The sequence below is a fragment of the Acetobacter farinalis genome, assembly GCF_011516935.1.
Taxonomy (GTDB): Bacteria; Pseudomonadota; Alphaproteobacteria; order Acetobacterales; family Acetobacteraceae; genus Acetobacter; species Acetobacter farinalis.
The window spans coordinates 1-25769 of the sequence record NZ_WOTF01000008.1; the positions used below are offsets into that span (position 1 = coordinate 1).

The window sequence follows — 25769 nt, forward strand, 5'->3', positions numbered from 1 at the left end:
TGATCTGCTCAAAACGCAGATCAAAAGCTCTCCAGAAAACCGTCAATCAAATCGCCAAAACCCAGAAATTACTGGCCAAGCACATCAATCAACGGTTCTTCGATCCCTCCAGGTGATTGGAGGCCTCGTTCGGAACTTCGGTCTGGATAGCGGTGCGCGGGTGACGGCTGGAGAGATAGATGCTCTGGCGAATGGTGCGGTTATTTCCTCAGCCAATATTATTGGGGGCGTGGTCGCGGCCACTTCTGGCGGTCTGGTTTCAGGAAATGTGCTGCAAGGCGGCAAGATTGATGTTTTTTCTGGCGCTTTGGCCTCCGGAAACACGATTTCTTTCGGGCAGGAAGTCGTCATGTCCGGTGGCGTGGCCCGCGGTGAAACTGTTGCCGGTCTTGGGGCCGCTGCGGGTGCGGCCGAGCAAGGCGCTATCGTTGAAAGCAGTTATGCACTGAATGGGGGCATTATTGTTGCTCAGAGTGGTGGGCTGGCGTCTGCCAATATTGCATCTGGCTTTAGTGAAATTCAGACCATTTCAGGCGGGATTGCCTCAGGGAATACTTTTTACGACACAGCTAAAGCTGTTGCGAGCACTGGTGGTCTTGTTTCAGGGAATGTTTTTCAGGGTTCTGCACAAGCACATACCAGCTCCGGTGGGTTGGTGCAGGAGAATATTCTTAACGATAATAGTATGGTTATTGCCTCCGGTGGGGGGATTATTTCTGCAAACACTCTTTTTAATTCAGCACAGACTTTAGTGCTTTCAGGAGGTGTTGCCAGAAATGATATCCTGATCGGGTCTTCCGTGCTGGGTGTTGTCAGTTCAGGTGGTGCGGCTTACAGAGAAGTGCTTTCGGGTGCCGAACTGGATGCTGTCGGGGTTGGGGCGGTCGTCTCGGGCACGCAGGTTTTGTCTGGCGGGATTCTCGTCGCGACATCGTCCGGCCTGCTCTCGGGGAATATTATTTCCAGTGGCCAGCTTCAGACAACTTATGGTGGCCAGGCAAGAGGGGATGTTTTTTCTTCCGGTGCGAACCTTGACGTGAATGTCAGTGGTCTTGCCACGTCAGAAACGCTCCTCTCCGGTGCTTCGGGAACAGTAGAGTTTTCCGGGGCGGTGCTTGCGAGCAGTATGATTGCCAGCGGCGCGGTCGTGACGGTCTTTAATGGTGGGACGTTGTCTGCAACGAGCGTGCAGGGTCTTTCCATTCTGCAAGAGAATACAACTGCTTCCGGGAATAGTATCGCCGGGGAGGAAGATCTCTACGGCAATGCATCTGTCAGCTCGGAAACCGTTTTGTCCGGTGGTTATCTGGTCGGTGTTGGCACGGGCAATACTGTCACGGGCACAACAGTGTCTGATGGAACACTGGTGGTAGCCAGTGGGAGTTCGATGGTTTCCGGCAACACCATCTCAGGCACCAATGCCCAGTTTATCATCGGGCAGAGCGGGAGTGTTCCGTTCACGAACTTGGGCGGAACAGTCTCTGCGGTCGGCAATACGATTGAGGGAGGAGCTCAGGAACAGATCCGTGGGACGGGTGTTGCGTCTGGTGATACCGTGCAGAATGGATCTGTGGATGTGATTGGCAGTGCTGATCACATGGTGCTTGAGGACAGTCTTGTTTGTGTTGAATATGGCGGAACGCTGACCAATACAGACATCACGTCCGGCTCGGTGCTGCAGATCTTCGATAGTGGCACGACCACGCTGAAGAATGACACCATTGATATCGGCGCCAGATTGCAGTCATGGGCCAACAGCACCGAACCCTCACAATTTACTGTAAGCGGCAATACGCTGACCATCAGTGATCAGGGTGGGCAGAACATCCAGACTCTCACCATCAATGGCACACCGGACCAGCTTCTTCAGGTTGCTCTGATTGATGGCAGTACAGGTCTGTTTGAGCTGGAAGAAGGTACGCCCTGCTATTGCCGCGGCACGCTGATTGATACGGACCGTGGTGAAGTGCCGGTTGAACATCTGAAAATTGGTGATCAGGTTCGCACACTGCGCCATGGTTTCCGCCCCATTCGCTGGATCGGGCGGCGGGCGTATTCCGGGCAGTTTGCTGCGGGAAATCGGGATGTTCTGCCGGTTGTGTTCCGTGCCGGGTCTTTGGGGAAAAACCTGCCCCGGCAGGATCTGTCCGTCTCTCCTCTGCATGCCATGTATCTTGAGGGCGTTCTGGTGCCTGCCGTAGCACTGGTTAATGGCCGTTCCATTGTGCAGGCCAAGGCTATGGATGAAGTGGCGTATTTCCACATCGAGCTGGAAAGCCATGACGTTATTTTTGCCAATGGAGCGCAGTCGGAAACCTTTGTGGATGATGGCTCCCGCAGCATGTTCCACAATGCGGCTGATTATGCCCGGCTGTATCCCGATGCCGTGCAGGAGCCGGTTATTTATTACGCCCCACGTATTGAAGAAGGGGCGCGTCTGGATGCCATCCGCAAAACGCTGAATGTGCTGGCAGGCAGGAAAACGCTGGGTACGGGGCCGCTGGAAGGCTATCTGGACAGTGTAACCCGCACCCGTCTGGCAGGTTGGGCCCGTAACCCGGAAACCCGCAAACCTGTGCGCTTGCAGGTGCTCGACCGCGGTGTGGTGCTGGGTGAAGTGCTGGCGGACCAGCCACGGGCCGACCTTGGCCGAGCCTGCGGGTTTGTGTTTGACGTGCCGGGTGGCCTTTCCCCTCTGGAGCGGCATGTGCTGGAAGTTCGGCGCGTGGAAGATCATGTGGCGCTGGCCAATACACCCTGGATGCTGGATCAGGCAGACATTCAGGGCACTCATGCTGTCATTGTGCCTCGTCCTTCCACACCGCTGAAGGGATACGTGGATACTGTCAGCCGGGACCGTCTGACAGGCTGGGCTTTCAGCCCGGCAACACCGGACGTGCCGGTGGCCTTGCAGGTGCTGGATAATGGCCAGCTTGTTGCCTCCGTGGTGGCCAATGCCCTGCGGCCGGACGTGCGCAATGCGGGAGCAAGCCCCACAGAGCAGTGCGGGTTTGATGTGTTGTTCCCTGCCATGCTCTCACCCTTTACCCGGCATGTGCTGGAGGTCCGGCGTGAGCAGGATGGTGCCATGCTGGGCAAGCCGCATGTGATTGATCCGGTCGGTGCGTTTGACCCTGCTCTGGAAGACGTTGTGAGCCGGGCTGTGGCCTCGGTGTCCGATAAGGGCGATCAGGATCACATCCTGTCCTTCCTGCTCGGGCAGGTGGAAAAGCTTTCGCAGGCCAGAGCGCAGGCGGATAGCGGGCAGTCTGAGCGTGACATTCAGGGGCTGCGCAAGCGGCGCGGGCTGGCGTCTGCCGCGGTGCCGCCCCGTCGTCGCGTGCTGATGATTGACAGCCAACGCCCGGATACGGGGCGTGATGCCGGGTCTCATGCTGTGATGTCTCACATGCAGGCGTTTCAGGCGCTGGGCTATGAGGTCAGTTTTGTGGCCGCAGACCAGATGACTGGAGACACCAGCCTGAAGGGGGCTCCGGGCGTGAAGATGCTGACCGGCCCGGTCTATCATTCTGTGGAAGATGTCCTGCGTCGTCAGGCTGGCAGCTTTGATGTGGTGTATCTGCACCGTGCCGAAAACGCGACACGCTACCTCGCCCTTGTGCGGATGCACCAGAAAAAGGCGCGGGTGGTGTATAACGTTGCCGATCTGCACTTCCTGCGTCTGATGCGTCAGGCTGAAGTGCAGCAGCGGCCGGAAGTGCTGGTTCGTGCGCAGCGGATGAAGCTGGCGGAATATGCCTCCATGCTTCAGGCTGATGTGGTGCTGACTCACTCCGTGACGGAAGCTGAGCAGATTCGCGCTGATGTGCCGCAGGCCAATGTGCATGTGGTGCCATGGTCCGTGCCGGCGCGAGCCCGTGTTCCGGGCTTTGCCAAACGCTCTGGTGTGGTGTTCCTTGGAAATTATGCCCATACCCCGAACGCGGACGCAGCCCGCTGGCTGGTGGAAGAGATCATGCCGCGTGTGTGGAAGCAGGATCGCTCTATTTCCTGTCTTCTGGCAGGGGCTGAAATGTCAGACAGTATTCATGCTCTGGCGCGCCGGGGTGTGGAAACACTGGGGCAGGTTGAAGATCTTGATGCCCTGTTTGACAGTGTACGCTTGAGCGTGGCGCCGCTGCGGTTCGGGGCGGGTATCAAAGGGAAGGTGCTGGACAGTTTTGCAGCAGGTGTGCCGTGCGTGATGACGCCGGTTGCGGCTGAAGGGCTGATGCTGCCGAAGGGGCTGAGTGGTCTGGTTCAGGAGAGCGCGGAAGATCTGGCGCATCAGGTTCTCCGCCTGCACAAATGGCCCGCAACCCATGCCAGCATGAGCCGCGCAGGACGCGCCTTCCTGCGTGAAGGCTGGACGGAAGATCTGGTGCAGCAGGCACTGGCAGCGGCTCTTCAGCCCGTATCACACGGGATGAAGGTGCTGGTGGGCTGAAGCACATCTGGAGCTGGCGTAACGCCAGCTCCAGCTTTGTGTTGAAAATACTCTCAGGGGCTCAGGAAGGCGCGGACATCGCGGGAGAGGGCGGCGCGGCTGTCCGGGCGGATATAGAGCATGTGGCCACCGGGGTAGGTGTGCAGGCTGATGCGGTTGCGGCCCACGGGGATATGCTCCGTAACCCAGCGCGCGCTGGCAAACGGGCAGGCCAGATCATAATAGCCGTTGGCAATAAAGATGCGCAGGGTCGGGTTCAGGGCCAGCAGGCGGCGCAGAACCGGAATCTGGTGGGCAACGGGTTCTCCCTCTCCCCTGAAATCCCACGCGGCGTTCACCTTCATGTTCAGCAGTTCGTAAGAAAGATCCGTCTGGTAGTTCAGGGTTTTGGACGCATAGTGTTCAAATGCGCTGCCATAGGCGCGCCCAAAGCCAGCCAGGGTCGGGTCCGGGCTGTCACTGTTGTCCACACCCTCGGGGAAGGGGTCGGCAATGGAGACCGTGGCGTCATACAGGGTGTAGAGGCGTCCATCCCGACTGCGGACATCGTGCGCACCCGGCTGCGGCATGCCGCGTTCCTTGGTAATCACATCTTCCGGCAGGCCGGTATGGGTCGCCACATCCTGATAAAAATCATGTGCGGCATCACCGGTGGGAGGTGTGTTGGCCAAAGTGGAGAGGTACGGGCCAAGCGCATAATGGTAGGCCTCATCAAGCTGGCGTGCCGCGGTTTCAGGGGCTAGCTTGTGCTGCATGGCCAGTTTCGCGGCTTCAAATGAAGGCAGCACGAGAGCGGAGGCCAGAATGTTGTTGCTGGTATCCAGCAGCCCCATGTCCAGCGCGGGCGAGATCATGACAATCCCGTTCACCATGATGTTCTGCTGCTGCGCCAGCGCTGCGGCCACCTCAATGGAGCGAATGCCGCCATAGCTTTCCCCCACGAGGTAACGCGGGGAGATCAGCCGGCCATTGGTGCTGGCCCAGAGCTGAATGGTTTTGGCAAACGCCTGCGCATCCTGCTTGACGCCGTAGAAGGTTTTGTCCGCCGTTTTGGGGTCTGTCGGTACGGACCAGCCTGTGCCGGGGGCATCAATAAAGACCATGTCCGTATCGGGCAGCCAGCTATCCGGGTTGAGCCCCAGCCGGGCATTTGCGCCGTCGGTCGGGTTTCCTGCCGGGAAGGTGAGCGCTGTGGGGCCTGCAGCCCCCAGATGCAGGTAGGCCGTGGCCCCACCCGGCCCGCCGTTGAAAAAGAAGGAGACCGGCCGCCGCGCAGGATCTGCTCCATCCTGCGTATACGCGACATAGAAGATGCGGGCGGTTGGTTTGCCAGCGTCATCACGCAGCACAACGGTCCCAGCATGCGCGGTGTAGCTGATTTTGTGACCTGCGAACGTGTCTGTGTGATGTGTTACGGCATCGTCCGGCAGCATGGCGGCTGCGCCCTGGAAGTCTTTGGGCGCCTCTTTCGGAGCCTGGGTATGGGGCGCTGTTGGCTGTGGGGACGGAGCAGCGTATAGCGGAGCGGCAGACAGGCACAGAGCGGTTGCCAGGGCAATTCCGGCAGGCGCTCTGTGTCTGTTTGTGTGTTTGTAGAGTAAAGAAAGATAGGACATAAGGGCTTAGTCTCCAAACACAAAAAAAGATGCAGTGGGTAGGAAGAAATTCTGGCTCATTAAGGCGAGTTTGGCCATTTTTTGACAAATTCCAAGTCTAGAAAACCCTGTCTTCCTGATGATCATCAGGAATCATGGAAGGAATACTTATGCAGTTCATTCGGAAAATCGCCGTTATGGGTTTGCCTCTGGCAACGGTTCTGGCTTCTGCCACCGCCGCCTATGCTGATCCGTGCCTCTCCCTTACATCCTGCGCACAGCAGCAGGTGCAGCAGGGAGTGGAGAATACGCGCAATGCCGTCAAGACTGATGCAAACCAATTTTCATCCAATCTGAAAAATGCCGGTCAGTCCGTACAGGATAACGTGAAGAACCGCTGGAACAATGCGACTGATGCAACTCGCAGCAAGCTGGAAGCCCAGCGTGACAGCGTGACGAATGCCGCGCAGAACGCACAAGACAAATGGAACAATGCGAGCGAGGCCACTCGCCAGAAGCTGGAAGAGCAGCGCAACAGCGTGACGAATTCTGTTCAGAGCGCGAGAGACAGGGCGCACGCTGCGACCGAGGAAGCTCGCCAGAAGCTGGAAGAGCAGCGCGACAGCGTGACGAATGCTGAGCAGAACGCGAAAGACAAATGGAACAACGCGAGCGAAGAAACGCGCAAGAAGCTGGAAGCCCAGCGTGACCGAGTGACGAATGTCGGCAAGAACGCCCAGAACAAGTGGAACAAAGCCGGGCAGAACGCGAAAAACGCCTGGAAGAACCAGAAAGAACGCTTCAATTCTGGTCTGAAGGAGATGACAACCGTGCCCAAACTCTAAGGGCTCAAGGTTGAGGTAGAAAAAAGGCCCCTCCCGAAAGGAAGGGGCCTTTTTTTGGGCCTGAAAGATCAGAAGTCTTTGCGTTTCCGGCTGGACGGGCCGCTTTTGCTGAAGCCACCGCCAGACTTGCGGGGCGGACGGCCACCGGGACCGCCTGAACGCGGCGGGCGGCCACCGGACGCACCCTGACGCGGCGCGGCTGCGGGTTCGACAGTAATTTCATCCGCATCCGCTCCGGCGGCGCAGGACTGGAAGCGCTCAGCCTTGTCTTGTGCAATTTCCACCAGAGTATGGTCCGGCTGAATACGGATCGCGCCGATATCCTGTTTACGGATACCGCCCAGACGGCAGAGCATGGGCACCAGCCATTTCGGATCTGCGCGGTCTTCACGGCCAACAGACAGACGGAACCAGGCGCCCGGCTCGCGTGATTCACGCGGCTCGCGCGGTTCACGGCTGCTTCCTTCCTCGTCATCACGGCGGGTTCTCTCACGCGGCGCTTTCTTGACAGAGCCGGGGGAGAGCACGCGCACGTTGGCGGGTTCGGGAAGGCTGGAACGCCACATGGCAATCAGGGCTGCCGCAAGCTGGTCCGAGGAATGGCTTTCCGTCAGCTTGGTGATCAGCTCATGCATGCCGCCGGATTCCGGTACGGCAATGGAGAGTGCCGGTGCGGACAGCAGGCGTTCCGCATCCGCTTTGGCAATATCTTCCGGAGTCGGGGCACCGCTCCATTCTGCCGTGACTTTCGCGCCTTCCAGCAGGCGTTCGGCCAGCCTTCTGCGTGCGGGCGGCACCAGCAGCACGCAGGTGCCCTTGCGCCCGGCGCGGCCTGTGCGGCCTGAACGGTGCAGCAGGGTGGCGGGGTTGGACGGCAGGCTTGCGTGAATCACGAGACCAAGATCGGGAATATCAATGCCGCGGGCGGCAACGTCTGTCGCCACGCAGACACGCGCCTGACCATGGCGCAGGCTTTCAATGGCGCGGCTGCGCTCGTTCTGCCCGAGATCACCGGAAATGGCGACGGAAGAGAAGCCCCGCTGCGTCAGGATCCCCTGCAACTGCCGCACGGCTTCACGCGTGTGGCAGAACACGATGGCGGTGGGAGACTCCATCAGGCGCAGCACATTGATAATGGTGCCTGCCATGTCGGACTGGTCTGCCAGAATCGCGCGGTAGGAAATGTCTGTGTGCGGGGTGTTGCCGCCCACTGTGTCGATGCGCAGGGCATCACGCTGGTAGCGGCGGGCCAGATTTGCAATGTCCCGCGCGATGGTGGCGGAGAACAGAAGCGTGCGGCGGTCGGTCGGTGCGGCTTTCAGCAGGGTTTCCAGCTCATCACGGAAGCCCAGATCCAGCATTTCATCCGCTTCATCCAGCACCACAACGCGCAGGGCGGACAGGTTGAGCTGGCCACGGGAGAGATGGTCACACAGGCGCCCCGGCGTGCCGACCACAATGTGGCAGCCAGCGGAAAGCGCACGCGCTTCCGTGCGGGGTTCCATCCCACCAACGCAGGAGACAATGCGGGCACCGGTTTTTGCATAGAGCCAGTCCAGCTCATTGCGCACCTGAAGGGCGAGTTCACGCGTGGGGGCAATCACCAGAGCCAGCGGCGCGCCCGGCGGGGGGCAGCGGCCGCTGTCATCCAGCAGGGAGTCCGCCATCGCCAGCCCGAAGGCAACGGTTTTGCCTGAGCCGGTGCGGGCTGAAACAAGAAGATCCCGGCCTTCGGCATCAGGGGCCAGGACGGCGGCCTGAACTGGGGTTGCGGAAGCGTACCCACGAGCGGCAAGAGCGCTCGCAAGAGAGACGGGGGCATTCTGAAAAGGCATTTTACTTAGGTCCAGGCAACAAGATTTATGGGGGGATAAAGGTTCCCCGCATAAATGACCAGAGGCCTGGCCGGAGAACTTTTGCCCTGAGCGCTTACAGGTAAGCTTGCTGTGTTACTGGAACGGCAGGTAACGGAAGTCCAGAAATATCTGACTCATGCTCGTATCCGGACCGCCGCCCTGGCCCTTCCAGGCATCCCTGCGGGAGTAGGCAAGCTGGGCTCCGGCTTCCACCGTACCGTAATGCCCTTTGAAGAACCGGTACCATGCGCCAACCGTGGCTTCCATCACGCTGCGGGTGTTGGCGGTGCACCCCAGTGTGGAGAGTTCGGTCTCGCATCCAGCGTTGGAATAGTTCGGGTTTCCATAGCCGTACGCGCCGCTTCCATAGTTCGAATAGCGCCGCCCGGCTTCCTGATAGCCAAAGAAGCCATACACATCCACTCGCGGCGTGGGGTGGGCAATAATGCCGCCGGTGGCCTGTATGGAGGGGATGGGGGCGATATCGCCGTTGGTTTTCAGCGTGGCGTCCGGCAGCAGCACGGAGCCGTAGCGGCCAATGCCAATCCCGGCCAGACCGGCCAGACGCATCTCCACCTTGTGGGGAATGATGGGCAGCACCATGGAGCCGCCGCCGCCGCCCGCAATGGCGGTATTGTTGTGGCCCTGGCCCAGAGAGGCAACGCGGTCATGCGGGAAGTGGAGGATACCCACGGCTTCGTAATGGCCCCAATGCGGGTCCCACGCCACTTTTCCGATTACGTCTGGCGCGATCTCGTTGGAGAAGGGGGCATCGTTCGTGAGCCCCGTGCCATTGCTGCTGATGGTGGCAATCTTGCCATTGGGTAGTGTGACAGTGCCATCGGCATTGTTGAAGCCGGTGGTGTCATACAGCGTGGCGGAATTTTCAATGGACAGGCCCAGCCACAGGCGGTGCTGGAGGAAATCCTTCACGAACCGGAACTGGAGCTGCCGTGCCCATGTCTGGCCCGCCAGCATGGAGGATTCAATGGTTTCCGGCAGGCTTTCCTGGCGCGGAACAATGCCGATACGGCCCGGCGTGAGCATGCTCCATGCCTGCCCCGCGAGGAAATGGAAATTCAGGTCACTGTTATCATAAGCAAGGTACGCCTGCCGCAGGCGGAAGGCGTAGCTGTTGCTTTCATAGGCGTCAGTCGTGGCGGCACCGGCCCCGAAATCCATTTCAAAGAAGCCTGAAATGGTGGAGTGCGCGTCCACATTCCCGCGGGCCATGAGCGAGATACGGCTGTAGCGGGCGCTGCCTTCAAAGTTGTTGGTGTGGTAGCGGGATTCGTTGGGATACGGCATGGCCTGCCAGTAGTTGAACGTGCCGGATGCCGTATGGCGGTTTGCCACCACGGCGGAGGCATCCAGAAAGCCACCCAGAATGAGGGTGACAGGCCCCATATGGAACACACCGTGGTCGCCCAGTGCACCGGCGGCCTGAGCGCCCACCGTTTCACGCGCATGCGGGCCGACACTGTTTTCGGCAATACGGGACACCATATCTTCCGCGCGGTGGCCAATCACGGCTTCCACATCCGGGCGGTCATTCGCACCGGAGAAAACGGGCTGCGCATCGGGGCCTGTCGCATGGTGGCCCGTGCGATGCGGGGTGGTGTTCATGGCGGTTTCAATGCCCGGTCCACCCGTGTCGGTGTCTGGCCCGGTTTCAGGAGACCAGCCCTTGTGGCCGGCAGACGCGCCGGATGCAGCGTTTCGTGCTGTAAGTGTACGGTGGCTGCTGCTGTCCATGGCGGAGCGTGTGGCGGCCCCGCTGCCCCCATGCGTCAGCGCGGCCCGATGGGCGGCAATCTGCTTTTGCATGACAACAAGGGTTTTCTGGAGTGCTTTCTGTTCTTCCTGAATATGCGCCATCTGGCGTTCAAGTGCTTCCAGGGATGCCGTTTCATCTTCTGCTGCGCGGGCCGTGCCACAAAGCTGGGTGACTGCCAGCCCTGGCGCCAGAATGGTGCCGACAAACAGCCACGTCCGCATCTGGCGCATGGCCGGAGCTGGCAGAAGAGAAAAACTCGTCATTTCTTTAAATATAACCCCTGAATTTTGTCTATTTACTGTTTGAAACCATTTTGGCGCGGGCTGCGTAAAGAGTATTTTTTTAAAAAATAATTTCAGCAGGAGGGACTTCGGCGGTATGAGCACTGCACCTTTTGGGTGGCGCTGGTGCCACATGAATTTGAAGGGGCGTGTGTGATGGCAAAAATGATTCATTCCATGGTGCGGGTTCTTGAAGAACAGCGCTCTCTGGCGTTTTACGACATCGCCCTGGGTCTCAGGCCGGTTGAGCGGCTGGTGTTTGAAAGCTTCACGCTGATCTATCTGGCGAATGATGAGCAGACGTTTGAACTGGAACTGACCGTCAATCACGGGCGCACACAGCCGTATGTTCTGGGGGACGGCTACGGGCATCTGGCCGTATCCGTTGCGGATCTGGCCTCCGAACATGCCCGTGTGGACGCCATGGGTCTTGCCCCGACACCCATCAAGACGCTGGAACATGATGGCCGCGTTATCGGCACGTTCTTTTTCCTGACCGACCCGGATGGGTACAAGATTGAAGTGCTGCAACGTGGTGAAGCGGGTCGCTTTCTCTAAAGCTTTGCGCCGCGTCTTCTGAAGGGCCGTGTAAAAAGTCAGGGGTTACGCACGGCGGAGGGCTGTTCCGCAATGGTATTGGGGGCTGATCTGCCTTATAAGGCGCCCTATGCAGACCTCCTTTTTCAAGATGCACGGGCTTGGGAATGACTTTGTCATTCTTGATGAGCGTGCTGGCCACCTCCCCCTCACTCCTGCGCGGATTGCCGCTCTGGCGCATCGCCGCAGGGGGATCGGGTGTGACCAGCTTGTGACGCTGCGCCCGGCCTGTGCCGAGGGGGCGGATGTCTTTGTGCGGTTTTTCAACCCGGATGGCTCGGAAGCCGGAGCCTGCGGCAATGCCTCCCGCTGCGTTGCGGAACTGATTTTCCGGCAGACGGGCAACCGCAGGCCGGTGCTGCAGACACGGGCCGGAACGCTGCCTGCCCGGATCGAGGCGGATGGGCTGGTTACGGTGGATATGGGGGTGCCGCGCCTGGAGTGGCAGGCCGTGCCTCTGGCGGTAGAGATGGACACACTCCATCTCCCTCTGGAAGGAGACCCGGCGGCGGCCTCCATGGGGAACCCGCACGCAACGTTTTTTGTGAAAGATTTCTCGATGCTCAGCCACGGCCATGCGCTGGAGCATGATCCGCTCTTTCCCGAGCGCGCCAATATTGGTTTTGCCAGAATAGACACCCCGGAACACATGCGCCTGAAGGTGCATGAGCGCGGGGCAGGGGTGACGGAAGCCTGCGGGTCCGGTGCGTGCGCGGCGGTGGTGAACGCGGTGCGGCGCGGGCTGGTGCAGCGCCGCTGCACAGTGGAGCTGGATGGCGGCCTGCTCCAGATTGAATGGGTGGAAAGCGGCCCGCAGGCAGGCCATGTGCTGATGACCGGCGCAACGGCAACAGCCTTTGAGGGAACAGTGGATCTGGCCACATACGCTTCATGACACGCCCTGAGATTCTGACATTCGGCTGCCGGCTGAATACATGGGAAAGCGAGGTCATGCGCGAGCATGCCGCTGCCCTCAACGATGTAATTATCGTCAATACCTGCGCCGTAACGGGTGAGGCGGAGCGGCAGGCCCGGCAGGCCATCCGCCGTGCACACCGGGATAACCCGGCGGCCCGTATCGTGGTGACAGGCTGCGCCGCCCAGATCGACCCGGACCGCTGGGCCACCCTGCCGGGTGTGACCCGCGTGCTGGGGAACGAGGAAAAGCTGAAAGCGGAAAGCTGGGCTCCCGCCGCCATGAACGAACCGCGTGCCGTGTCGGATATCATGGCCGCGAAGGAAACGGCAGCGCATCTCGTCACGGAGTTTGCGGGCCGCACACGGGCTTTTGTGCAGGTGCAGCAGGGGTGTGACCACCGCTGTACCTTCTGCATCATTCCATTCGGGCGGGGGCCATCCCGCTCGGCTCCGGTGGGCGTGGTGGTGGAGCAGGTGCGCGCCCTTGTCGAATCGGGCTATCGGGAAGTGGTGCTGACCGGGGTGGACATGACCTCATGGGGCGGTGACCTGCCGGGGCAGCCCTCCCTCGGGCAGTTGTGCCGCCGTGTGCTGGGGCTGGTGCCGGGTCTTGAGCGCCTGCGCCTCTCCTCGGTTGATCCGGTGGAAATTGATGAGGATATCTGGCGGCTTCTGGAGCACGAGCCGCGCTTCATGCCGTATCTGCACCTCTCGCTTCAGGCCGGGTCGGACCTGATTCTCAAGCGGATGAAGCGCCGCCATCTGGCGGAAGATGCGGCACGGGTTATCGCACGGGCCCGTGCGTTGCGCCCCGATATCGGGATCGGCGCGGATGTGATTGCCGGGTTCCCGACCGAAGATGATGCGCTGTTTGAAGAAACACGCGCCTTTCTGGCGGAGCAGGGCGTGCCGTATCTGCATGTTTTTCCCTACAGCGAGCGGCCGGGCACCCCGGCGGCTCGGATGCGGGCGGTGCCTGTGCCGGAACGCAAGGCACGGGCGGCCCGCCTGCGGGAGGTGGGGGCCGAAGCAGCCGACCGGTATTACCGCACCCTGCTTGGCCAGACTTTGTGGGTGCTGATGGAAACGCCCACATCCGGGCACAGTGAACAGTTTGCCCCCGTCCGCCTTGCGGAAGGTGAGGCAGAAGCAGGCGAGATTATCAGCCTGCGGGCTGTAGCGGTGGATGCCGCGGGCCTGCTGGCGGAAAGGGTTTGAGATGGCGCTAGGTTTTTTTTCACGCCTCAAAAAGGGGCTGTCCCGTTCAACGCAGAAACTGGGCGGCGGCCTGACATCGGTTTTTACCAAACGGAAACTTGATGATGAAGCGCTGGAAGAGCTGGAAGACCTGCTGATTACAGCGGATCTCGGCCCGAGTGTTGCCGGCCGGATTATTGAGTCCTTCCGCCGCACCCGCTTTGGAACAGAGGTGAGCGATGCGGAAATCCGCAGCGCCCTGGCGGACGAGATCGCCAGCGTGCTGGAGCCGGTTGCCATCCCGTTTGCGCCAGACCCGGCACACAGGCCGCATGTGGTGCTGATGGTGGGGGTGAACGGCACCGGCAAGACCACAACCATTGGAAAAATGGCCCGCTATTTTACCGATCAGGGTAAAAAAGTGATGCTGGTGGCGGGTGATACCTTCCGGGCCGCGGCTGTGGAGCAGTTGCAGGTATGGGGTGAACGTACTGGCTGCACGGTGATTGCCGGCCCGCCAAACGCGGATGCCGCCGGACTGGCGTTTGAAGCCCTCAAGCAGGCAAAGGCGCAGGATGCGGACCTGCTGTTTGTCGATACAGCGGGCCGCCTGCACAACAAAAGCGCCCTGATGGAAGAGCTGGCCAAAATTATTCGCGTCATGCGGAAATTTGATGAGACAGCTCCCCATTCCGTTCTGCTGGTGCTGGATGCCACAACCGGGCAGAACGCCATGGAGCAGGTGCGCGTGTTCCGTGAGCTGGTGAACGTGACCGGCCTTGTGGTGACAAAGCTGGACGGTTCGGCCCGAGGCGGCATTGTGGTGGCGCTGGCGGACAGTTTTGGTCTGCCCGTGCATGCCGTGGGTGTGGGGGAACAGGCGGAAGACCTGCGGCCCTTCTCCGCGCAGGATTTTGCCAAAGGGCTGGTCGGTCTGCCGGAAGGAGAGGCCGAAGCGGCGTCCTGATCATGGCAGGAGGGTGCGGGGCGTAGTTTTTTTGCACAGGTGACGGATTTTCCCCCCGGTGCTACTTATGCTTCCTTGACAGGATATGGCAGCGCCGTTAGCAAGCGCCTGCACCCTTCTTGGAGGTGCGAAGTATGGGTGAAGACAGCGACGAGTCCTTTACCAAACGACTGAGAGAGGCGGAACGCCGGGCCGGTCAGTTGGAAGAAGGGCAGAAAGTCAGTGTGGTTGACAAGGAAGAGCAATCCTTGCCTGCACTGGCACTCAGGGCCGGGACAGAAATGATTTCTGCTCTGGTTGTTGGGGTGGCTGCTGGGTGGGGTCTGGACCGCTGGTTCCATACCCGTGCCATCTTCCTGATCATCTTCGCGCTGCTGGGCGGAAGTGCAGGAGTGCTGAATGTCTGGCGGCTCGTAAAGCCACCGGAACAGTAAGTTGGAAAGCTGAAGGCCCGGCGGAGCAGCCCGGGTCCGGTGAAGTGGGAGAACGGTTTTGGCGGGCGGTTCCAGTATCGACGTACTTGGTCAGTTCGAGCTTCGTCCCGTTCTTGGCGGGCTTGGTGAGGCACTGCGCTTCAGTCAGTCACCTCTCTACATGATCCTGGCCGCGTGCCTGGTTCTGGCGTTCCTCTATTTCGGCATGCGTCCTGCTGCTGTCGTGCCTGGCCGGTTTCAGGCTGCGGCCGAGGTGTGCTACGAATTCATTCGCAGCATGGCGGTGGATACGATCGGACCGGAAGGCGCTGCCTTCTTCCCGTTCATCTTCACGCTGTTCTTCTTCATTCTGGCCGGGAATTACATCGGCCTGCTGCCCTTCTCCTTTACCTTCACCAGCCATATTGCGGTGACCCTGGCCCTTGCGGTCATGGTGTTCCTGCTGACGGTGATCGTGTCGCTCCGGGCGCAGGGGTTCCGCTTCTTCGCGCATTTCATGCCGGCTGGTGCCAGCATGTATCTCGCGCCGCTGCTGATCCCGATTGAAATCCTGTCCTTTCTCTCTCGCCCCGTGAGCCTGTCCATCCGACTGTTTGCAAACATGGTCGCCGGGCATGTCATGTTCGATATTTTCGCAAGCTTTGTCATCATGCTCGCCGGTTTTGGCGTGGTGGGTGATGTGTTTGCGATAGGGCCTATTGCCATTAACATGGCGCTGGTGGCTCTTGAGTTGCTGGTTGGTGTATTGCAGGCCTACGTGTTTGCCATCCTGACCTGCATCTACCTGCGGGAGGCCGTGGCTCACTGAGCTGCTTTGCCCGTTTCGTTTGAACTGTACTTTTTAACAAGGAAGTGACTGATATGGACATCGCTGCAGCCCGGGAAATCGGTGCAGGTATCGCCGTGATCGCCCTCGCCGGCGTTGGTATCGGCCTCGGCAACATCTTTTCAACGCTGGTGAGCAGCATTGCTCGTAACCCCGCTTCCCGTCCGCATGTGTTCGGTCTGGGCATGCTGGGCTTCGCGCTGACAGAAGCTATCGCGCTGTTCGCGCTTCTCATCGCGTTCCTGATCCTTTTCGTCTAATAAACGGCAGGGAAAGGGAGGCTCTCCTGTGGGTGTCATGATGAAGATGGTCCGTGCCGGTTTGTTCGCTACGGTATCCGGCGTGTCTCTTCTGGTAATGGCTGCACCTGGTGCACACGCCACAGGGATGCCTCAGCTCGATTTTCACAACCCCATGGTTACCGGTCAGGTAATCTGGGGTGCTGTGATCTTCCTGGGCTTTTATCTGGCGTTGAGCCAGATCATGCTGCCGCGCGTTGGTCGTGTTCTGGAAGACCGGAGCAAGCGTATTTCGGGTGATCTCGATGTTGCGCGTGCTGCAAAACAGGATGCGGACAAAGCCGTGGCGGAACTTCAGCAGGCCCGTAAGGATGCCATGGCTGAAGCCCAGTCCAATCTTCAGAAAGCGCTGGATGAAGAACAGCGTGCTGCGGATAAGAAGCTGGAAGAAATCAATGCGCGCCTGTCAGCAGAAATTGCTGATGCGGAAAAACGCGTTGCTGCCGAAAAAGCACGTGCATTCGGTACACTCAAAGAAATTGCGGCCGATACAACACAGGCGCTCGTTTCCCGCCTGACAGGTACCACACCCGATGCCCAGCTTGTGGCGCAGAAGGTTGAAGGTGCTACCGCGCACCAGAATATCTGACCGGCTTCGGGAGAACTTGTAGTCATGTCTGGCATTTTTCACGAAGCGGGTTTCTGGTTCGCTGTTTCCTTCGTTCTGTTTTTCGCCTTCTTCTGGCGCAGGCTGTGGACACCTATCACAGCCGTGCTGGATAGCCGCGCGGCCCGCATCCGGAGTGAGCTGGATGAATCTGCCCAGCTCCGTCGGGAAGCCGAGCAGATGCTGGAAGACGCCACGCGTGAGCGTGAGCAGGCTCTGGTGGAAGCCCGTTCCATGGTTGAGCAGTCTCTTCACCATGCGGCAGAACTGGCTGAAAAAGCCCGTACAGAAGCCGAAGCAGCCGTGCAGCGCCATGAACAGATGGCACGTGACCGGATTGCAGCGGTAGAACGCGCCGCTATCAAGGAAGTGCGTCAGGCTGCCGTGGATGTGGCGGTTGAGGCCGCACGCGGCGTTATTGGTCAGTCTCTTGACCCGAAGAAGGCAGAAGAACTGGTCGATCGGGCCATTGCCGATCTGCCGTCCGCTCTTGCGCGCCGCGTTGCCTGAGCGCCCTGATTGTTGATTGATCAGGCTTGAACGCGCTCTCTTCTTCCCGGAATGATAATAGTCCGGTTCTGAGCATTGTCATTGCCGTTCTGGATGAACGGGATAACCTCCCGTTTGTCTGCCAGGAACTGGCGGAAGCCTGTGTGCATCTGCCAGAGACTGAAGTTGTTTTTGTGGATGACGGCAGTCGGGATGATACCGTAGCTGTCCTCCAGAAAATGCGGGCCGAAGTTTTACCCGGCCTGCGTGTCCTCTCCCATGATCATTGCTGTGGCAAGTCCGCCGCCCTGCGCACAGGCATTACCGCCGCGCGTGGCGAATGGATTGCCACGATTGACGGGGATGGTCAGGATGACCCGCGTGAGTTGATTGGCCTGCTGCGGCTAGCCCGTGCCGCCAATGGCGTGCCGCCTCTTGTGGTGGGGGTGCGCAAAAAGCGCCGGGATGGATGGTCCCGCCGGTTCGCAACGCGGTTTGCCAATGGCTTGCGCCGCCGCCTGCTGCGGGATGAGTGCCCGGATACGGGCGCGCCCATCAAGCTTTTCCAGCGCGAAGCATTTTTGAAGCTGCCCCAGTTTGAAGGGCTGCATCGCTTTCTGCCCGCGCTGTTTGCCTCTTATGGTGTGCCGCTGGTGTGCCACCCGGTTCAACACCGGCCGCGCCTGCACGGGCAGTCCAAATATACCAATTTCAACCGTGCGCTGGTGGGAATACGGGATCTGCTGGGTGTGATCTGGCTGCGGAACCGCACGCGCCTGCCGCGCTCGGTTCGCGAATGCTAGGCTCACGCTGGGGCCAGCACCCTCTTTCCCGGCGTGGGTTGGCGTTGCTCGGCCTGCTGGCATTTTTCCTTTTCTTGCCGGGGCGGGCCTCCACCCCACCGTTTGACCGTGATGAGCCGCGCTATATGGAAGCGACGGCCCAGATGCTGGAAAGCGGAAATTTTGTGGATGTCCGCTTTCAGGACAAACCCCGCTATCTTCAGCCTGCCGGAATTTACTGGCTGGAAGCAGCATCCGTCGCGGTAACAGGCACCCTGAAAACCCGTGCGGTATGGGCGTATCGCCTGCCCTCCCTGCTGGCCATGTCTGCCGTTGTGGTGCTGACAGCATGGATGGGCTCCATCCTGTTTGGCGCAACAGCCGGGCTTGCGGCGGGCGTGATGCTGATGGTGTCCGTGCTGGTCTCGGCGGAAAGCCGGATGGGCACGATTGATTCCACCCTGCTGCTCAGTGTGGTGCTGGCGCAGGCAGCCCTGCTGCGGGCTTTGTGTGATCGTGAAGCCGGACGCCCGACGTTTCTTCGGACAGCCCTGCTCTACTGGGGAGCCATTGGCTGCGGCCTGATGCTGAAGGGGCCGGTTATTCTTATTCCGTCTCTGGCCACGCCTTTGTGCCTGGCCGCGGTGGAGCGGAATTTCAGCCTGTGGCGCAGGCTTCGGCCTGCATGGGGGTGGCTGGTTTCTCTGGCCATTCTGCTGCCCTGGTGCGTGGCGATTGGTGTTGTCAGCCATGGCGAGTTTTTCCGCAGGGCTGTGGGCACAAATTTTCTGGGCAAGGTGGCTTCCGGCCAGCAGGCGCATGGCCTGCCGCCCGGCTATCATCTTCTGGTGTTTCTGATTGCCTTCTGGCCGGGCTCGTTCTTTGCGGCGGCCGCGCTGCCTGCCGTGCTGAAAAGCCGCACGCTTCTGTCTGTCAGATACCTGCTGTGCTGGATCATTCCGCACTGGGTGGTGTTTGAAGCCATTGCGACCAAGCTGCCGCATTATGTGCTGCCCACTTATCCGGCCATTGCCATTCTGACTGCGGGCATGCTGGCGCAGGGGGCTCCTGTGTGGGCGGGCTGGCCCCGCGCTGTCTGGGCGCGTCTGGCGCTGGGGGCTTATGGCATACTCTGGACCGCTGTTGGTGTGGCGCTTGCTCTGGCTGGCCCGGTACTGGTGTGGACGCTGGAGCATACCCTCTCCCTGCCGGCCCTGATTCTGGCGGCGGGAACCCTGCCACTTGTCGGCCTTTCCGTTGTGTTCATCTGCCGCTCGGAGCTGCGCAAGGCCCTGCTGGCCAGCGTGGCCTCCGCCGTGCTGTTGTATATCGGGCTGTTCACGGTTGTGGTGCCGCGTCTGCACAGCATCTGGCTGGCTCCGCGCCTGACGGCACTGGTCACGGCGCATCGCCCGTGCGGGCAGATGGAAGTATCGTCCGTCTCTTTTTCCGAGCCGAGCCTTGTGTTCCTGCTGGGGGGCAAGGTGCATCTGGAAGGAGCGGCAGATGCCGCGCGCCGGATGCAGGCCAATGAAGCCTGCGCGGTCGCTCTGGTGGATGTGAAAGACAGCGAGGCCTTTCTTGCCGCACTCGGCCCGGCCCGCAGCCGTGTGCAAACCTATGGTTCCGTGACCGGGATGAACTATTCAAACGGGCATCATCTGACCATCAGCCTGTATGGCCTGACACCCCGCTAACGTCCGGGGCCTCACGCCCGCGCCAGAAGAGAGGCCCAAAACAGGCCCAGAAAAAAGCCGGGAAAGAGGTTGGAACCAAGGGCTGGAGCAGGGATCTCCACAGTGCTCCACATCGGGGCCGAAGCCGCGCTCCAGACAGCACTCCTGAACAACTCTACTGTATGGAAAGCCGCGTGAGCCGGTTGAGAACGAGGCCGGATGAACGCCCCGGTGCTTATTCTGGCACGCATCAGCACGTCGGCACTGTTCCGGCGGACGGTGGCAGGGGTATGAAAAGCCCGGGAACGCCTATAAAGTCGGGAAAAGCGCACCAGAGTGTTGCTGAAGCGCCTTCAGGCGGTATCCTCAACGGGCGCGGTATCTCTATTTTCAGGGAGATATGAAAGTGGTGCCCGCTGGCGGATTCGAACCACCGGCCCCATCATTACGAATGACGTGCTCTACCAACTGAGCTAAGCGGGCATACTCACTTTCGAGGGGCTGGGTATCATAGCAGTTCAGGAAACGCAACGGGGAAAGGCGGGGAAACAGAAGATATTTCGGCCTGTGTGTACGCCTGTCTTATCCCCGCATGGCTGCAATCTTGTGAGATGGCTATTACGTTGAATTTTTTTTCGTTCTAAGGTTGGCATCATGAGCGTGTCGCAATTTACCGCCCTGATGCGTGAAGCCGTAATGCCTGTTCAGGATACAGCGGTGGATAACACCCGGCACGTTCAGGTTCTTGAGGGTGTGATAGAGTGTCCGTGCTGTGGCCTGATCCAGAGGCTGCCGGAGCTTCCACCCGGCACGCAGGCGCGTTGCACACGCTGTAACCAGTGTCTGGACCGGCGTAATAAAACCGCACCTATCGCAACGCCGCTGGCCTTTTGCATTACCTCTGCGGCCTTGTATCTCGCCATGCTGTTTTCCACCCTGATGATGCTGGACCTCTACGGGCGGCAGCGCACGGTGGATATTCTCACAGGTCCGGTTGAACTCCTGCACGAAGGCTGGGGGGAAGTGGGCGTGCTGGTGGCCATTGCCACCATTCTGGCCCCCGGCATTGCGATTGCCATGATGGGCATGATTCTCACAGCCTCCCTACGGCCCACCCTGCCGTCCTGGGTGCTGCATCTGATGAAGTGGTATGAACTGCTGCGCCCCTGGTCCATGGTGGAAGTCTATATTCTGGGTGTGTTCGTGGCCTACACCAAGCTGGTGGATCTGGCGTTTGTGGAGGTGGGTGCCGCGGTTTATCTGGTGGCCGGGCTGATGGTCTCCATGGCCGCGACAGATGCCACGCTGGATACGGAACTCATCTGGCAGCACCGGCGGATTGACCCGTATATGCGGCTCATGAAAGGCCCGCGCCTGCCGTTGCGCTTTGTGTCGACGGGGGAAGAGGCGCTGATGCCTTCCGCCAACCGGGTGTCCTGCCTTTCCTGCGGGCTGGTGCTGGAGTTTGAACATCCGGTCTCCGCTACGGAGCCAGCGGGCCACTGCCCGCGCTGCGGGCATGTGGTGCGGCGGCGCAAGGCGGAGAGCATGGGCCGCACCATGGCGCTGCTGATTTCAGCCATCGTGTTTTATCTGCCCGCCAATCTTTATCCGGTCATGACCGTTATCCGCATGGGGGCGGGCACAGGTCATACCATTGTGGAAGGGGCGATCGAGCTATGGGTGGAGGGAATGATCCCGCTTTCCCTGCTGGTTCTGTTTGCCAGCGTGACGGTGCCGGTTCTCAAGGTTGTCGGCCTGTCCTACATGGTCATAACCACACGGCTCAGGTCTCGTAAGGCTCTGGCTTTCAGGTCCAGTGTCTATCGTATCATTGATATCATTGGCCGCTGGTCCATGATTGACGTGTTTATGGTCTCTATTCTGGTTGCTATGGTGCGGTTTAACCATATGGCCAGTATTACGGCGAACGGCGGTATGGTGTGTTTTGCCGCCGTTGTTGTGCTGACAATTTTTGCGGTCCACACGTTTGACCCGCGTCTGATGTGGGATGCCGCAGGTGAAAATGGCGATACGGCCTTTGCTCAGGGCCCCGGCGATGTCGGGCACAGGGAGCAGGCCGCACAGACCAGTGCATATCTGGGTAACATGGAGCCGGACAGGGCGTGAACGGACAGAATAACCATCAATCTCCCGACGAGTATGACTGCACGATGCCAGATGCCACCGTGCGCCGTATCCGGTTTTCCATCATCTGGATTATTCCCGTTCTCTCGGTGCTTATTGCCGGCTTTCTGATATGGAAGAGCTTTGCCAATAACGGGCCGGAAATTACGGTGATGTTTGACACGGCGGATGGCCTGACAAGCGGCCAGACGCAGGTGAAGAACAAGGCCGTGGTGCTGGGGACCGTGGAGGGGATTTCCCTGACAGATGACCTGCGGCATGTGAATGTACGGATCCGCATGAATGCCGGCTCCGGCCCCATGCTGACGGACAAGGCCCGGTTCTGGGTGGTGCGGCCCCGTATCAACGGTGCGAGCATCACCGGGCTGGAGACGCTGATGTCGGGCGCCTATATCGCGTTTGACCCCGGTCTGGATGGTGCCGGAGAGGGCAAGGGGCGCCGTGTGACGGAGTTCCGCGGGCTGGAAGCGCCTCCCGGCGTGCGGTCTGGCCAACCGGGCCGGACCTATACCCTCATCACCCCCACCATCGGGTCTATCGGGCAGGGGGCTCCTGTTTTCTTCCGTGATGTGGATGTGGGGGAAGTGCTGGGTTACACCATGCCGCCTGGTGGCCGCGGGCCTATTCTCATCCAGCTTTTTGTGCGGGAGCCGTATGATCATTATCTGTACCCAGATACCCGCTTCTGGAGTGTTTCCGGCGTAAAGGTCGGGCTTGGCGCAGGGGGGCTGAAAGTGCAGATGCAGTCTCTTCAGGCGCTGTTCTCCGGCGGGGTGGCGTTTGGCCTGCCGATGGAAAAGGAGAAAGGTCAGACGACAGAGGAAGCTCCGGCGGATACTGTTTTCAGGCTGTACGACAGCCAGGAAGACGCCGAAAGCGCCGGCTACCATGAACGTGTGCCACTGGCGACGTATGTCACCTCCTCCGTCAAGGGGCTGGTACCGGGCAGTCAGGTCACCATGTTCGGAATCCAGATTGGCAGCGTGACTAGCGTGAAGCTTGATCTGGACCAGAAAACAGGCCACCCGCGTGTGCGGATCGGGATGCAGATCCAGCCGGAACGTGTGCTCTCCGCCAAGGAAATTCACCACGAGGCATTGCCGGACATGTTCCGGACGCTGGTGGAGAACGGCCTGCGTGCCTCGACCGACAGCGCCAGCCTGCTGACGGGTGAGAGCATGATCTCGCTGAATTTCGTGAAAAACGCACCGCCAGCCCAAACTACGATGGAAGGGCAGACGCTCGTGATCCCCAGTCAGGCAGGGGGCATGAGCGGGATTATGGATTCCCTGTCCACCGTGGCGGGGCGTCTGGCTGATATGCCGTTTGAGCAGATTGGCGTGAATGCCAATAATCTGCTGGCCCATGTCGATAAAACCCTGACCGGCCCGGATGTCCAGCAGTCTCTGGCCAGCCTGAAGGAATCCCTGAAGAATCTTCAGGCGCTCAGCGGCCAGCTCAACAGCGGCCTTCACCCTCTGATGCAGCGCCTGCCTGAAATGGTGACCGCGCTGGACCAGACCCTGCAGAACGCAAACCGCCTGCTGGCAAGCTATGGCGGTAACAGTGATTTCCACCGGAACCTTCAGGCGATGGTGATCCAGCTCAGTCAGGCAGCGCGTTCCCTGCGGTTCCTGTCCGAGTTCCTGACAAACCACCCCACCGCGCTGATATCGGGACGGTAAAGCATGACGCAGTTTTCTTCCTCACGCGGCCTTCAGGCTTTCCTTCCCCGCCGCAGCCTGCTGCTCGGTGCGGTGGGGTTGGGTGTGATGGCCACCACGCTCACGGCCTGCTCCAGCGGGGCCGGGCCTGCGCTCTACACACTCTCCGTTGTGCCGGGGCAGCCTGCATCGGGTGGCCCGCGGTTTGTTGAGGTGCGCCAGCCCACCATTGCATCCGGGCTGGACAGGGACCGCATTGTAACAGCCGATACCGGCTACAGGCTGAGTGTTGCCGCCAATGATGCGTGGGGGGACTCTCTTGCCGGGCAGATCAGCCGCGCCCTTGCGGGGGATCTGGCCCAACGCCTGCCGGGCACAAACGTTTTTGCGGAAAATGATGCGGTTTCCATCGAGCCACAGGCTTATGTGGAACTCTCCGTGACCCGCTTTTCCGCGGGGCCTTCCGGCACGGTGCAGATTGAAGCCGCTCTTTCGGTAAAAGCGGCACAGGCGGGCGCACCCGACACAAACGGGCAGATCTATATGCAGCGGGTTCTGGTGCAGGCTCCGCCGGTATCCTCCGGCACCATGGGGATGGTGGAGACCCTCAGCCAGCTTCTGGGGCAACTGGCTGATCAGGCCGCGGCGCAACTGCGCATGATGCCTCCTGTGCCGGACAGCCAGAGCCAGATGTCCGCTTCAAGCCTCTCTCATCGGCGCTGAGTCCGGGTTTCTTTTCGTGCGCCCTTTCCCGTGAGGGGGAGGGCGGCGGAATTACCCGGATGCTGAGGCCTGCTGCTCAGCTTAAGACAATAAAAAAGGCGGCCCATTCCGGGCCGCCTTTTTTGGTATCAGTCCTGTGCCCGGCCTCAGGCTGTGCCCGGCCCGTGTTCCCGGTCATGGTCAACCAGCGGAATGGGGTAGTTCCCCGTAAAGCAGGCATCGCAATAGCGTTCACGGCGTCCATCACCCATGGCGCGGTAGAGGCCGTCCAGTGAGACGAAGGCGAGGCTGTCCACGCCAATCAGTTCCGCCATGGTGGCAAGGTCATGCTGGGCGGCCAGCAGATGGCTGCGCTCCGGCGTGTCGATCCCGTAGAAGCAGGAGTGCTTGGTGGGGGGGGAGGAGATGCGCATATGCACTTCCTTGGCCCCGGCGGCCCGCACCATATCCACAATCTTGCGGGAGGTGGTGCCGCGCACGATGGAGTCATCCACCAGAATCACGCGCTTGCCATCCAGCGCGGGGCGGTTGGTGGAATGCTTCATCTTCACGCCCAGATTACGGATATGGTCCGTCGGTTCGATAAAGGTGCGGCCCACATAATGGTTGCGGATAATGCCCAGTTCGAACGGAATGCCGCTGGCTTCTGCATAGCCCATGGCGGACGGCACGCCGGAATCCGGCACCGGCACCACCACATCGGCTTCCACACCGCTTTCCTGCGCCAGTTCCTTGCCGATCTGCTTGCGCACGGCATAAACGGGCAGGCCTTCCAGCACGGAGTCCGGACGGGCGAAGTAGATATATTCAAACACGCAGAAATGCGGCTTGGTCTCGCCAAACGGGCGGAGCGAGCGGATGCCGTTATCATCGATGATAACCAGCTCACCTGCTTCCACATCCCGCACGAATTCCGCACCAATGATGTCCAGACCGCAGGTTTCAGAGGCCAGAACCCAGCTTCCTTCCTTGCCGTCTTCACCCGGCAGGCGGCCCAGCACCAGCGGGCGCACGCCCATCGGGTCACGCACGCCCATCAGGGCATCTTCAGACAGCACGACCAGTGAATACGCACCCGTTACGCGCTTGAGCGCATCAATCAGGCGGTCTTCCACCGTGGCGTACAGGGAGATGGCAATCAGATGAACAAAGACTTCCGTGTCCATGGTGGACTGGAAGAGGCAGCCCCGGCGGATCAGTTCCTGACGCAGGGAATCGGAATTGGTCAGGTTGCCGTTATGCGCCACACCCAGCCCGCCAAAGGCGAATTCGGCAAACAGCGGCTGCACGTTGCGCAGCAGTGTGGCGCCGGTTGTGGCGTAGCGGTTGTGCCCGATGGCGCAGTTCCCTTTCAGGGTGGCCATCACACGCGGGTCATTGAACACATCCCCCACCAGCCCGAGGCCGCGGTGAGAGTGGAATCGGCCATCGTAGGAGACAATGCCGGCGGCTTCCTGCCCCCGGTGTTGCAGGGCGTGCAGGCCAAGCGCCGTCAGGGCAGCGGCGTCCTTGGCGTTCCAGACACCAAAGACGGCGCATTCTTCATGCGGGTGGTCGTCATCATGGCATGAGGCACTCACAGGTGCTTCAGGAAGAGTCGGATGGGAGAGCATCGGTGCGCAGGGCCTCCGCAAATGGCCG

The 25769-nt window shown here is 60.2% G+C and carries 20 protein-coding genes and 1 tRNA gene; 16 read left to right on the plus strand and 5 right to left on the minus strand.

The genetic code is table 11. From position 1 onward, the window contains the following. Nucleotides 1-112 precede the first annotated feature (112 nt). Entirely contained in the window at nucleotides 113-4447 is a 4335-nt protein-coding gene (locus tag GOB82_RS08375; RefSeq protein WP_166122060.1) for a Hint domain-containing protein, read from the plus strand. A 53-nt stretch (nucleotides 4448-4500) separates the two neighbouring features. On the opposite strand, the gene GOB82_RS08380 is transcribed toward GOB82_RS08375, so the two are convergent. Then, on the minus strand, nucleotides 4501-6063 hold the full coding sequence (locus tag GOB82_RS08380) for a S10 family serine carboxypeptidase-like protein (protein ID WP_166122062.1): 1563 nt from the start codon (nucleotides 6061-6063) through the stop codon (nucleotides 4501-4503). Between the two features lie 149 nt (nucleotides 6064-6212). On the opposite strand from GOB82_RS08380, the gene GOB82_RS08385 reads away from it, so the two are divergent. Next, nucleotides 6213-6887 carry an apolipoprotein A1/A4/E family protein gene (locus GOB82_RS08385; protein WP_166122064.1) on the plus strand — a complete coding sequence of 225 codons (675 nt, stop codon included), beginning with the start codon at nucleotides 6213-6215 and terminating at the stop codon, nucleotides 6885-6887. Between the two features lie 68 nt (nucleotides 6888-6955). Here the strand turns inward: GOB82_RS08385 and GOB82_RS08390 are convergent, their stop codons facing one another. Both GOB82_RS08390 and GOB82_RS08395 read right to left on the minus strand, forming a co-directional pair. Continuing rightward, entirely contained in the window at nucleotides 6956-8722 is a 1767-nt protein-coding gene (locus tag GOB82_RS08390) for a DEAD/DEAH box helicase (RefSeq protein ID WP_166122066.1), read from the minus strand. A gap of 114 nt (nucleotides 8723-8836) precedes the next feature. After that, on the minus strand, nucleotides 8837-10783 hold the full coding sequence (locus tag GOB82_RS08395; RefSeq protein ID WP_377792250.1) for a hypothetical protein: 1947 nt from the start codon (nucleotides 10781-10783) through the stop codon (nucleotides 8837-8839). A 174-nt stretch (nucleotides 10784-10957) separates the two neighbouring features. On the opposite strand from GOB82_RS08395, the gene GOB82_RS08400 reads away from it, so the two are divergent. The 11 genes from GOB82_RS08400 to GOB82_RS08450 all read left to right on the plus strand — a co-directional run bounded on the left by GOB82_RS08400 (nucleotide 10958) and on the right by GOB82_RS08450 (nucleotide 19614). Next, nucleotides 10958-11359 (plus strand): VOC family protein, encoded by a 402-nt coding sequence (locus GOB82_RS08400; RefSeq protein ID WP_166122068.1) that lies wholly within the window; start codon nucleotides 10958-10960, stop codon nucleotides 11357-11359. A 109-nt stretch (nucleotides 11360-11468) separates the two neighbouring features. Then, a complete protein-coding gene (gene dapF / locus GOB82_RS08405) occupies nucleotides 11469-12293 on the plus strand; it encodes a diaminopimelate epimerase (protein ID WP_166122070.1) in 825 nt (274 codons plus the stop codon). Further along, entirely contained in the window at nucleotides 12290-13534 is a 1245-nt protein-coding gene (gene mtaB / locus GOB82_RS08410; protein ID WP_166122073.1) for a tRNA (N(6)-L-threonylcarbamoyladenosine(37)-C(2))-methylthiotransferase MtaB, read from the plus strand. Before dapF ends, mtaB begins: the two co-directional genes overlap by 4 nt. Before the next feature lies 1 nt (nucleotide 13535). Next, entirely contained in the window at nucleotides 13536-14480 is a 945-nt protein-coding gene (gene ftsY, locus GOB82_RS08415) for a signal recognition particle-docking protein FtsY (protein WP_166122075.1), read from the plus strand. A gap of 134 nt (nucleotides 14481-14614) precedes the next feature. Beyond that, on the plus strand, nucleotides 14615-14914 hold the full coding sequence (locus GOB82_RS08420) for an AtpZ/AtpI family protein (protein WP_166122077.1): 300 nt from the start codon (nucleotides 14615-14617) through the stop codon (nucleotides 14912-14914). Nucleotides 14915-14972: 58 nt separating this feature from the next. Further along, nucleotides 14973-15722, plus strand: a complete 750-nt coding sequence (locus GOB82_RS08425) for a F0F1 ATP synthase subunit A (protein WP_166122079.1) — start codon at nucleotides 14973-14975, stop codon at nucleotides 15720-15722. Nucleotides 15723-15775: 53 nt separating this feature from the next. Beyond that, the gene (locus GOB82_RS08430; protein ID WP_003624142.1) at nucleotides 15776-16000 is read left to right on the plus strand and encodes an ATP synthase subunit C family protein; all 225 of its coding nucleotides are present in this window, start codon (nucleotides 15776-15778) and stop codon (nucleotides 15998-16000) included. 46 nt (nucleotides 16001-16046) lie between these two features. Continuing rightward, nucleotides 16047-16628, plus strand: coding sequence for a F0F1 ATP synthase subunit B family protein (locus tag GOB82_RS08435; protein WP_166122159.1), 582 nt, complete (start codon nucleotides 16047-16049; stop codon nucleotides 16626-16628). Between the two features lie 33 nt (nucleotides 16629-16661). Further along, nucleotides 16662-17156, plus strand: a complete 495-nt coding sequence (gene atpF / locus GOB82_RS08440) for a F0F1 ATP synthase subunit B (protein ID WP_265794524.1) — start codon at nucleotides 16662-16664, stop codon at nucleotides 17154-17156. A 26-nt stretch (nucleotides 17157-17182) separates the two neighbouring features. Continuing rightward, on the plus strand, nucleotides 17183-17938 hold the full coding sequence (locus tag GOB82_RS08445) for a glycosyltransferase (protein WP_166122083.1): 756 nt from the start codon (nucleotides 17183-17185) through the stop codon (nucleotides 17936-17938). Further along, nucleotides 17932-19614 (plus strand): ArnT family glycosyltransferase, encoded by a 1683-nt coding sequence (locus GOB82_RS08450; protein ID WP_166122085.1) that lies wholly within the window; start codon nucleotides 17932-17934, stop codon nucleotides 19612-19614. Before GOB82_RS08445 ends, GOB82_RS08450 begins: the two co-directional genes overlap by 7 nt. A 386-nt stretch (nucleotides 19615-20000) precedes the next feature. Here GOB82_RS08450 and GOB82_RS08455 read toward each other — a convergent pair. Beyond that, nucleotides 20001-20076, minus strand: a tRNA-Thr gene (locus GOB82_RS08455). Nucleotides 20077-20247: 171 nt separating this feature from the next. On the opposite strand from GOB82_RS08455, the gene GOB82_RS08460 reads away from it, so the two are divergent. From GOB82_RS08460 to GOB82_RS08470, 3 genes are read left to right on the plus strand one after another with little or no spacing between them, the layout of a single operon-like run. Next, nucleotides 20248-21723: a paraquat-inducible protein A gene (locus tag GOB82_RS08460; RefSeq protein WP_166122087.1), complete on the plus strand. Its 1476-nt coding sequence runs from the start codon at nucleotides 20248-20250 to the stop codon at nucleotides 21721-21723. Then, nucleotides 21720-23426, plus strand: coding sequence for a PqiB family protein (locus GOB82_RS08465; RefSeq protein ID WP_265794515.1), 1707 nt, complete (start codon nucleotides 21720-21722; stop codon nucleotides 23424-23426). The genes GOB82_RS08460 and GOB82_RS08465 overlap by 4 nt, the downstream gene beginning before the upstream one ends. Before the next feature lie 3 nt (nucleotides 23427-23429). Next, a complete protein-coding gene (locus tag GOB82_RS08470; protein ID WP_166122089.1) occupies nucleotides 23430-24128 on the plus strand; it encodes a PqiC family protein in 699 nt (232 codons plus the stop codon). A gap of 146 nt (nucleotides 24129-24274) precedes the next feature. Here GOB82_RS08470 and purF read toward each other — a convergent pair whose 3' ends face one another. Further along, a complete protein-coding gene (gene purF / locus GOB82_RS08475) occupies nucleotides 24275-25741 on the minus strand; it encodes an amidophosphoribosyltransferase (RefSeq protein WP_166122091.1) in 1467 nt (488 codons plus the stop codon). Nucleotides 25742-25769 lie beyond the last annotated feature (28 nt).

What these genes read in the sequence shown, in the direction of transcription:
- GOB82_RS08380 (WP_166122062.1), bottom strand. Translation starts at nt 6,063, where the DNA reads ATGTCCTATCTTTCTTTACTCTACAAACACACAAACAGACACAGAGCG.
- GOB82_RS08385 (WP_166122064.1), top strand. Translation starts at nt 6,213, where the DNA reads ATGCAGTTCATTCGGAAAATCGCCGTTATGGGTTTGCCTCTGGCAACG.
- GOB82_RS08390 (WP_166122066.1), bottom strand. Translation starts at nt 8,722, where the DNA reads ATGCCTTTTCAGAATGCCCCCGTCTCTCTTGCGAGCGCTCTTGCCGCT.
- GOB82_RS08395 (WP_377792250.1), bottom strand. Translation starts at nt 10,783, where the DNA reads ATGACGAGTTTTTCTCTTCTGCCAGCTCCGGCCATGCGCCAGATGCGG.
- GOB82_RS08400 (WP_166122068.1), top strand. Translation starts at nt 10,958, where the DNA reads ATGGCAAAAATGATTCATTCCATGGTGCGGGTTCTTGAAGAACAGCGC.
- dapF (WP_166122070.1), top strand. Translation starts at nt 11,469, where the DNA reads ATGCAGACCTCCTTTTTCAAGATGCACGGGCTTGGGAATGACTTTGTC.
- mtaB (WP_166122073.1), top strand. Translation starts at nt 12,290, where the DNA reads ATGACACGCCCTGAGATTCTGACATTCGGCTGCCGGCTGAATACATGG.
- ftsY (WP_166122075.1), top strand. Translation starts at nt 13,536, where the DNA reads ATGGCGCTAGGTTTTTTTTCACGCCTCAAAAAGGGGCTGTCCCGTTCA.
- GOB82_RS08420 (WP_166122077.1), top strand. Translation starts at nt 14,615, where the DNA reads ATGGGTGAAGACAGCGACGAGTCCTTTACCAAACGACTGAGAGAGGCG.
- GOB82_RS08430 (WP_003624142.1), top strand. Translation starts at nt 15,776, where the DNA reads ATGGACATCGCTGCAGCCCGGGAAATCGGTGCAGGTATCGCCGTGATC.
- GOB82_RS08435 (WP_166122159.1), top strand. Translation starts at nt 16,047, where the DNA reads ATGGTCCGTGCCGGTTTGTTCGCTACGGTATCCGGCGTGTCTCTTCTG.
- GOB82_RS08450 (WP_166122085.1), top strand. Translation starts at nt 17,932, where the DNA reads ATGCTAGGCTCACGCTGGGGCCAGCACCCTCTTTCCCGGCGTGGGTTG.
- GOB82_RS08460 (WP_166122087.1), top strand. Translation starts at nt 20,248, where the DNA reads ATGAGCGTGTCGCAATTTACCGCCCTGATGCGTGAAGCCGTAATGCCT.
- GOB82_RS08470 (WP_166122089.1), top strand. Translation starts at nt 23,430, where the DNA reads ATGACGCAGTTTTCTTCCTCACGCGGCCTTCAGGCTTTCCTTCCCCGC.
- purF (WP_166122091.1), bottom strand. Translation starts at nt 25,741, where the DNA reads ATGCTCTCCCATCCGACTCTTCCTGAAGCACCTGTGAGTGCCTCATGC.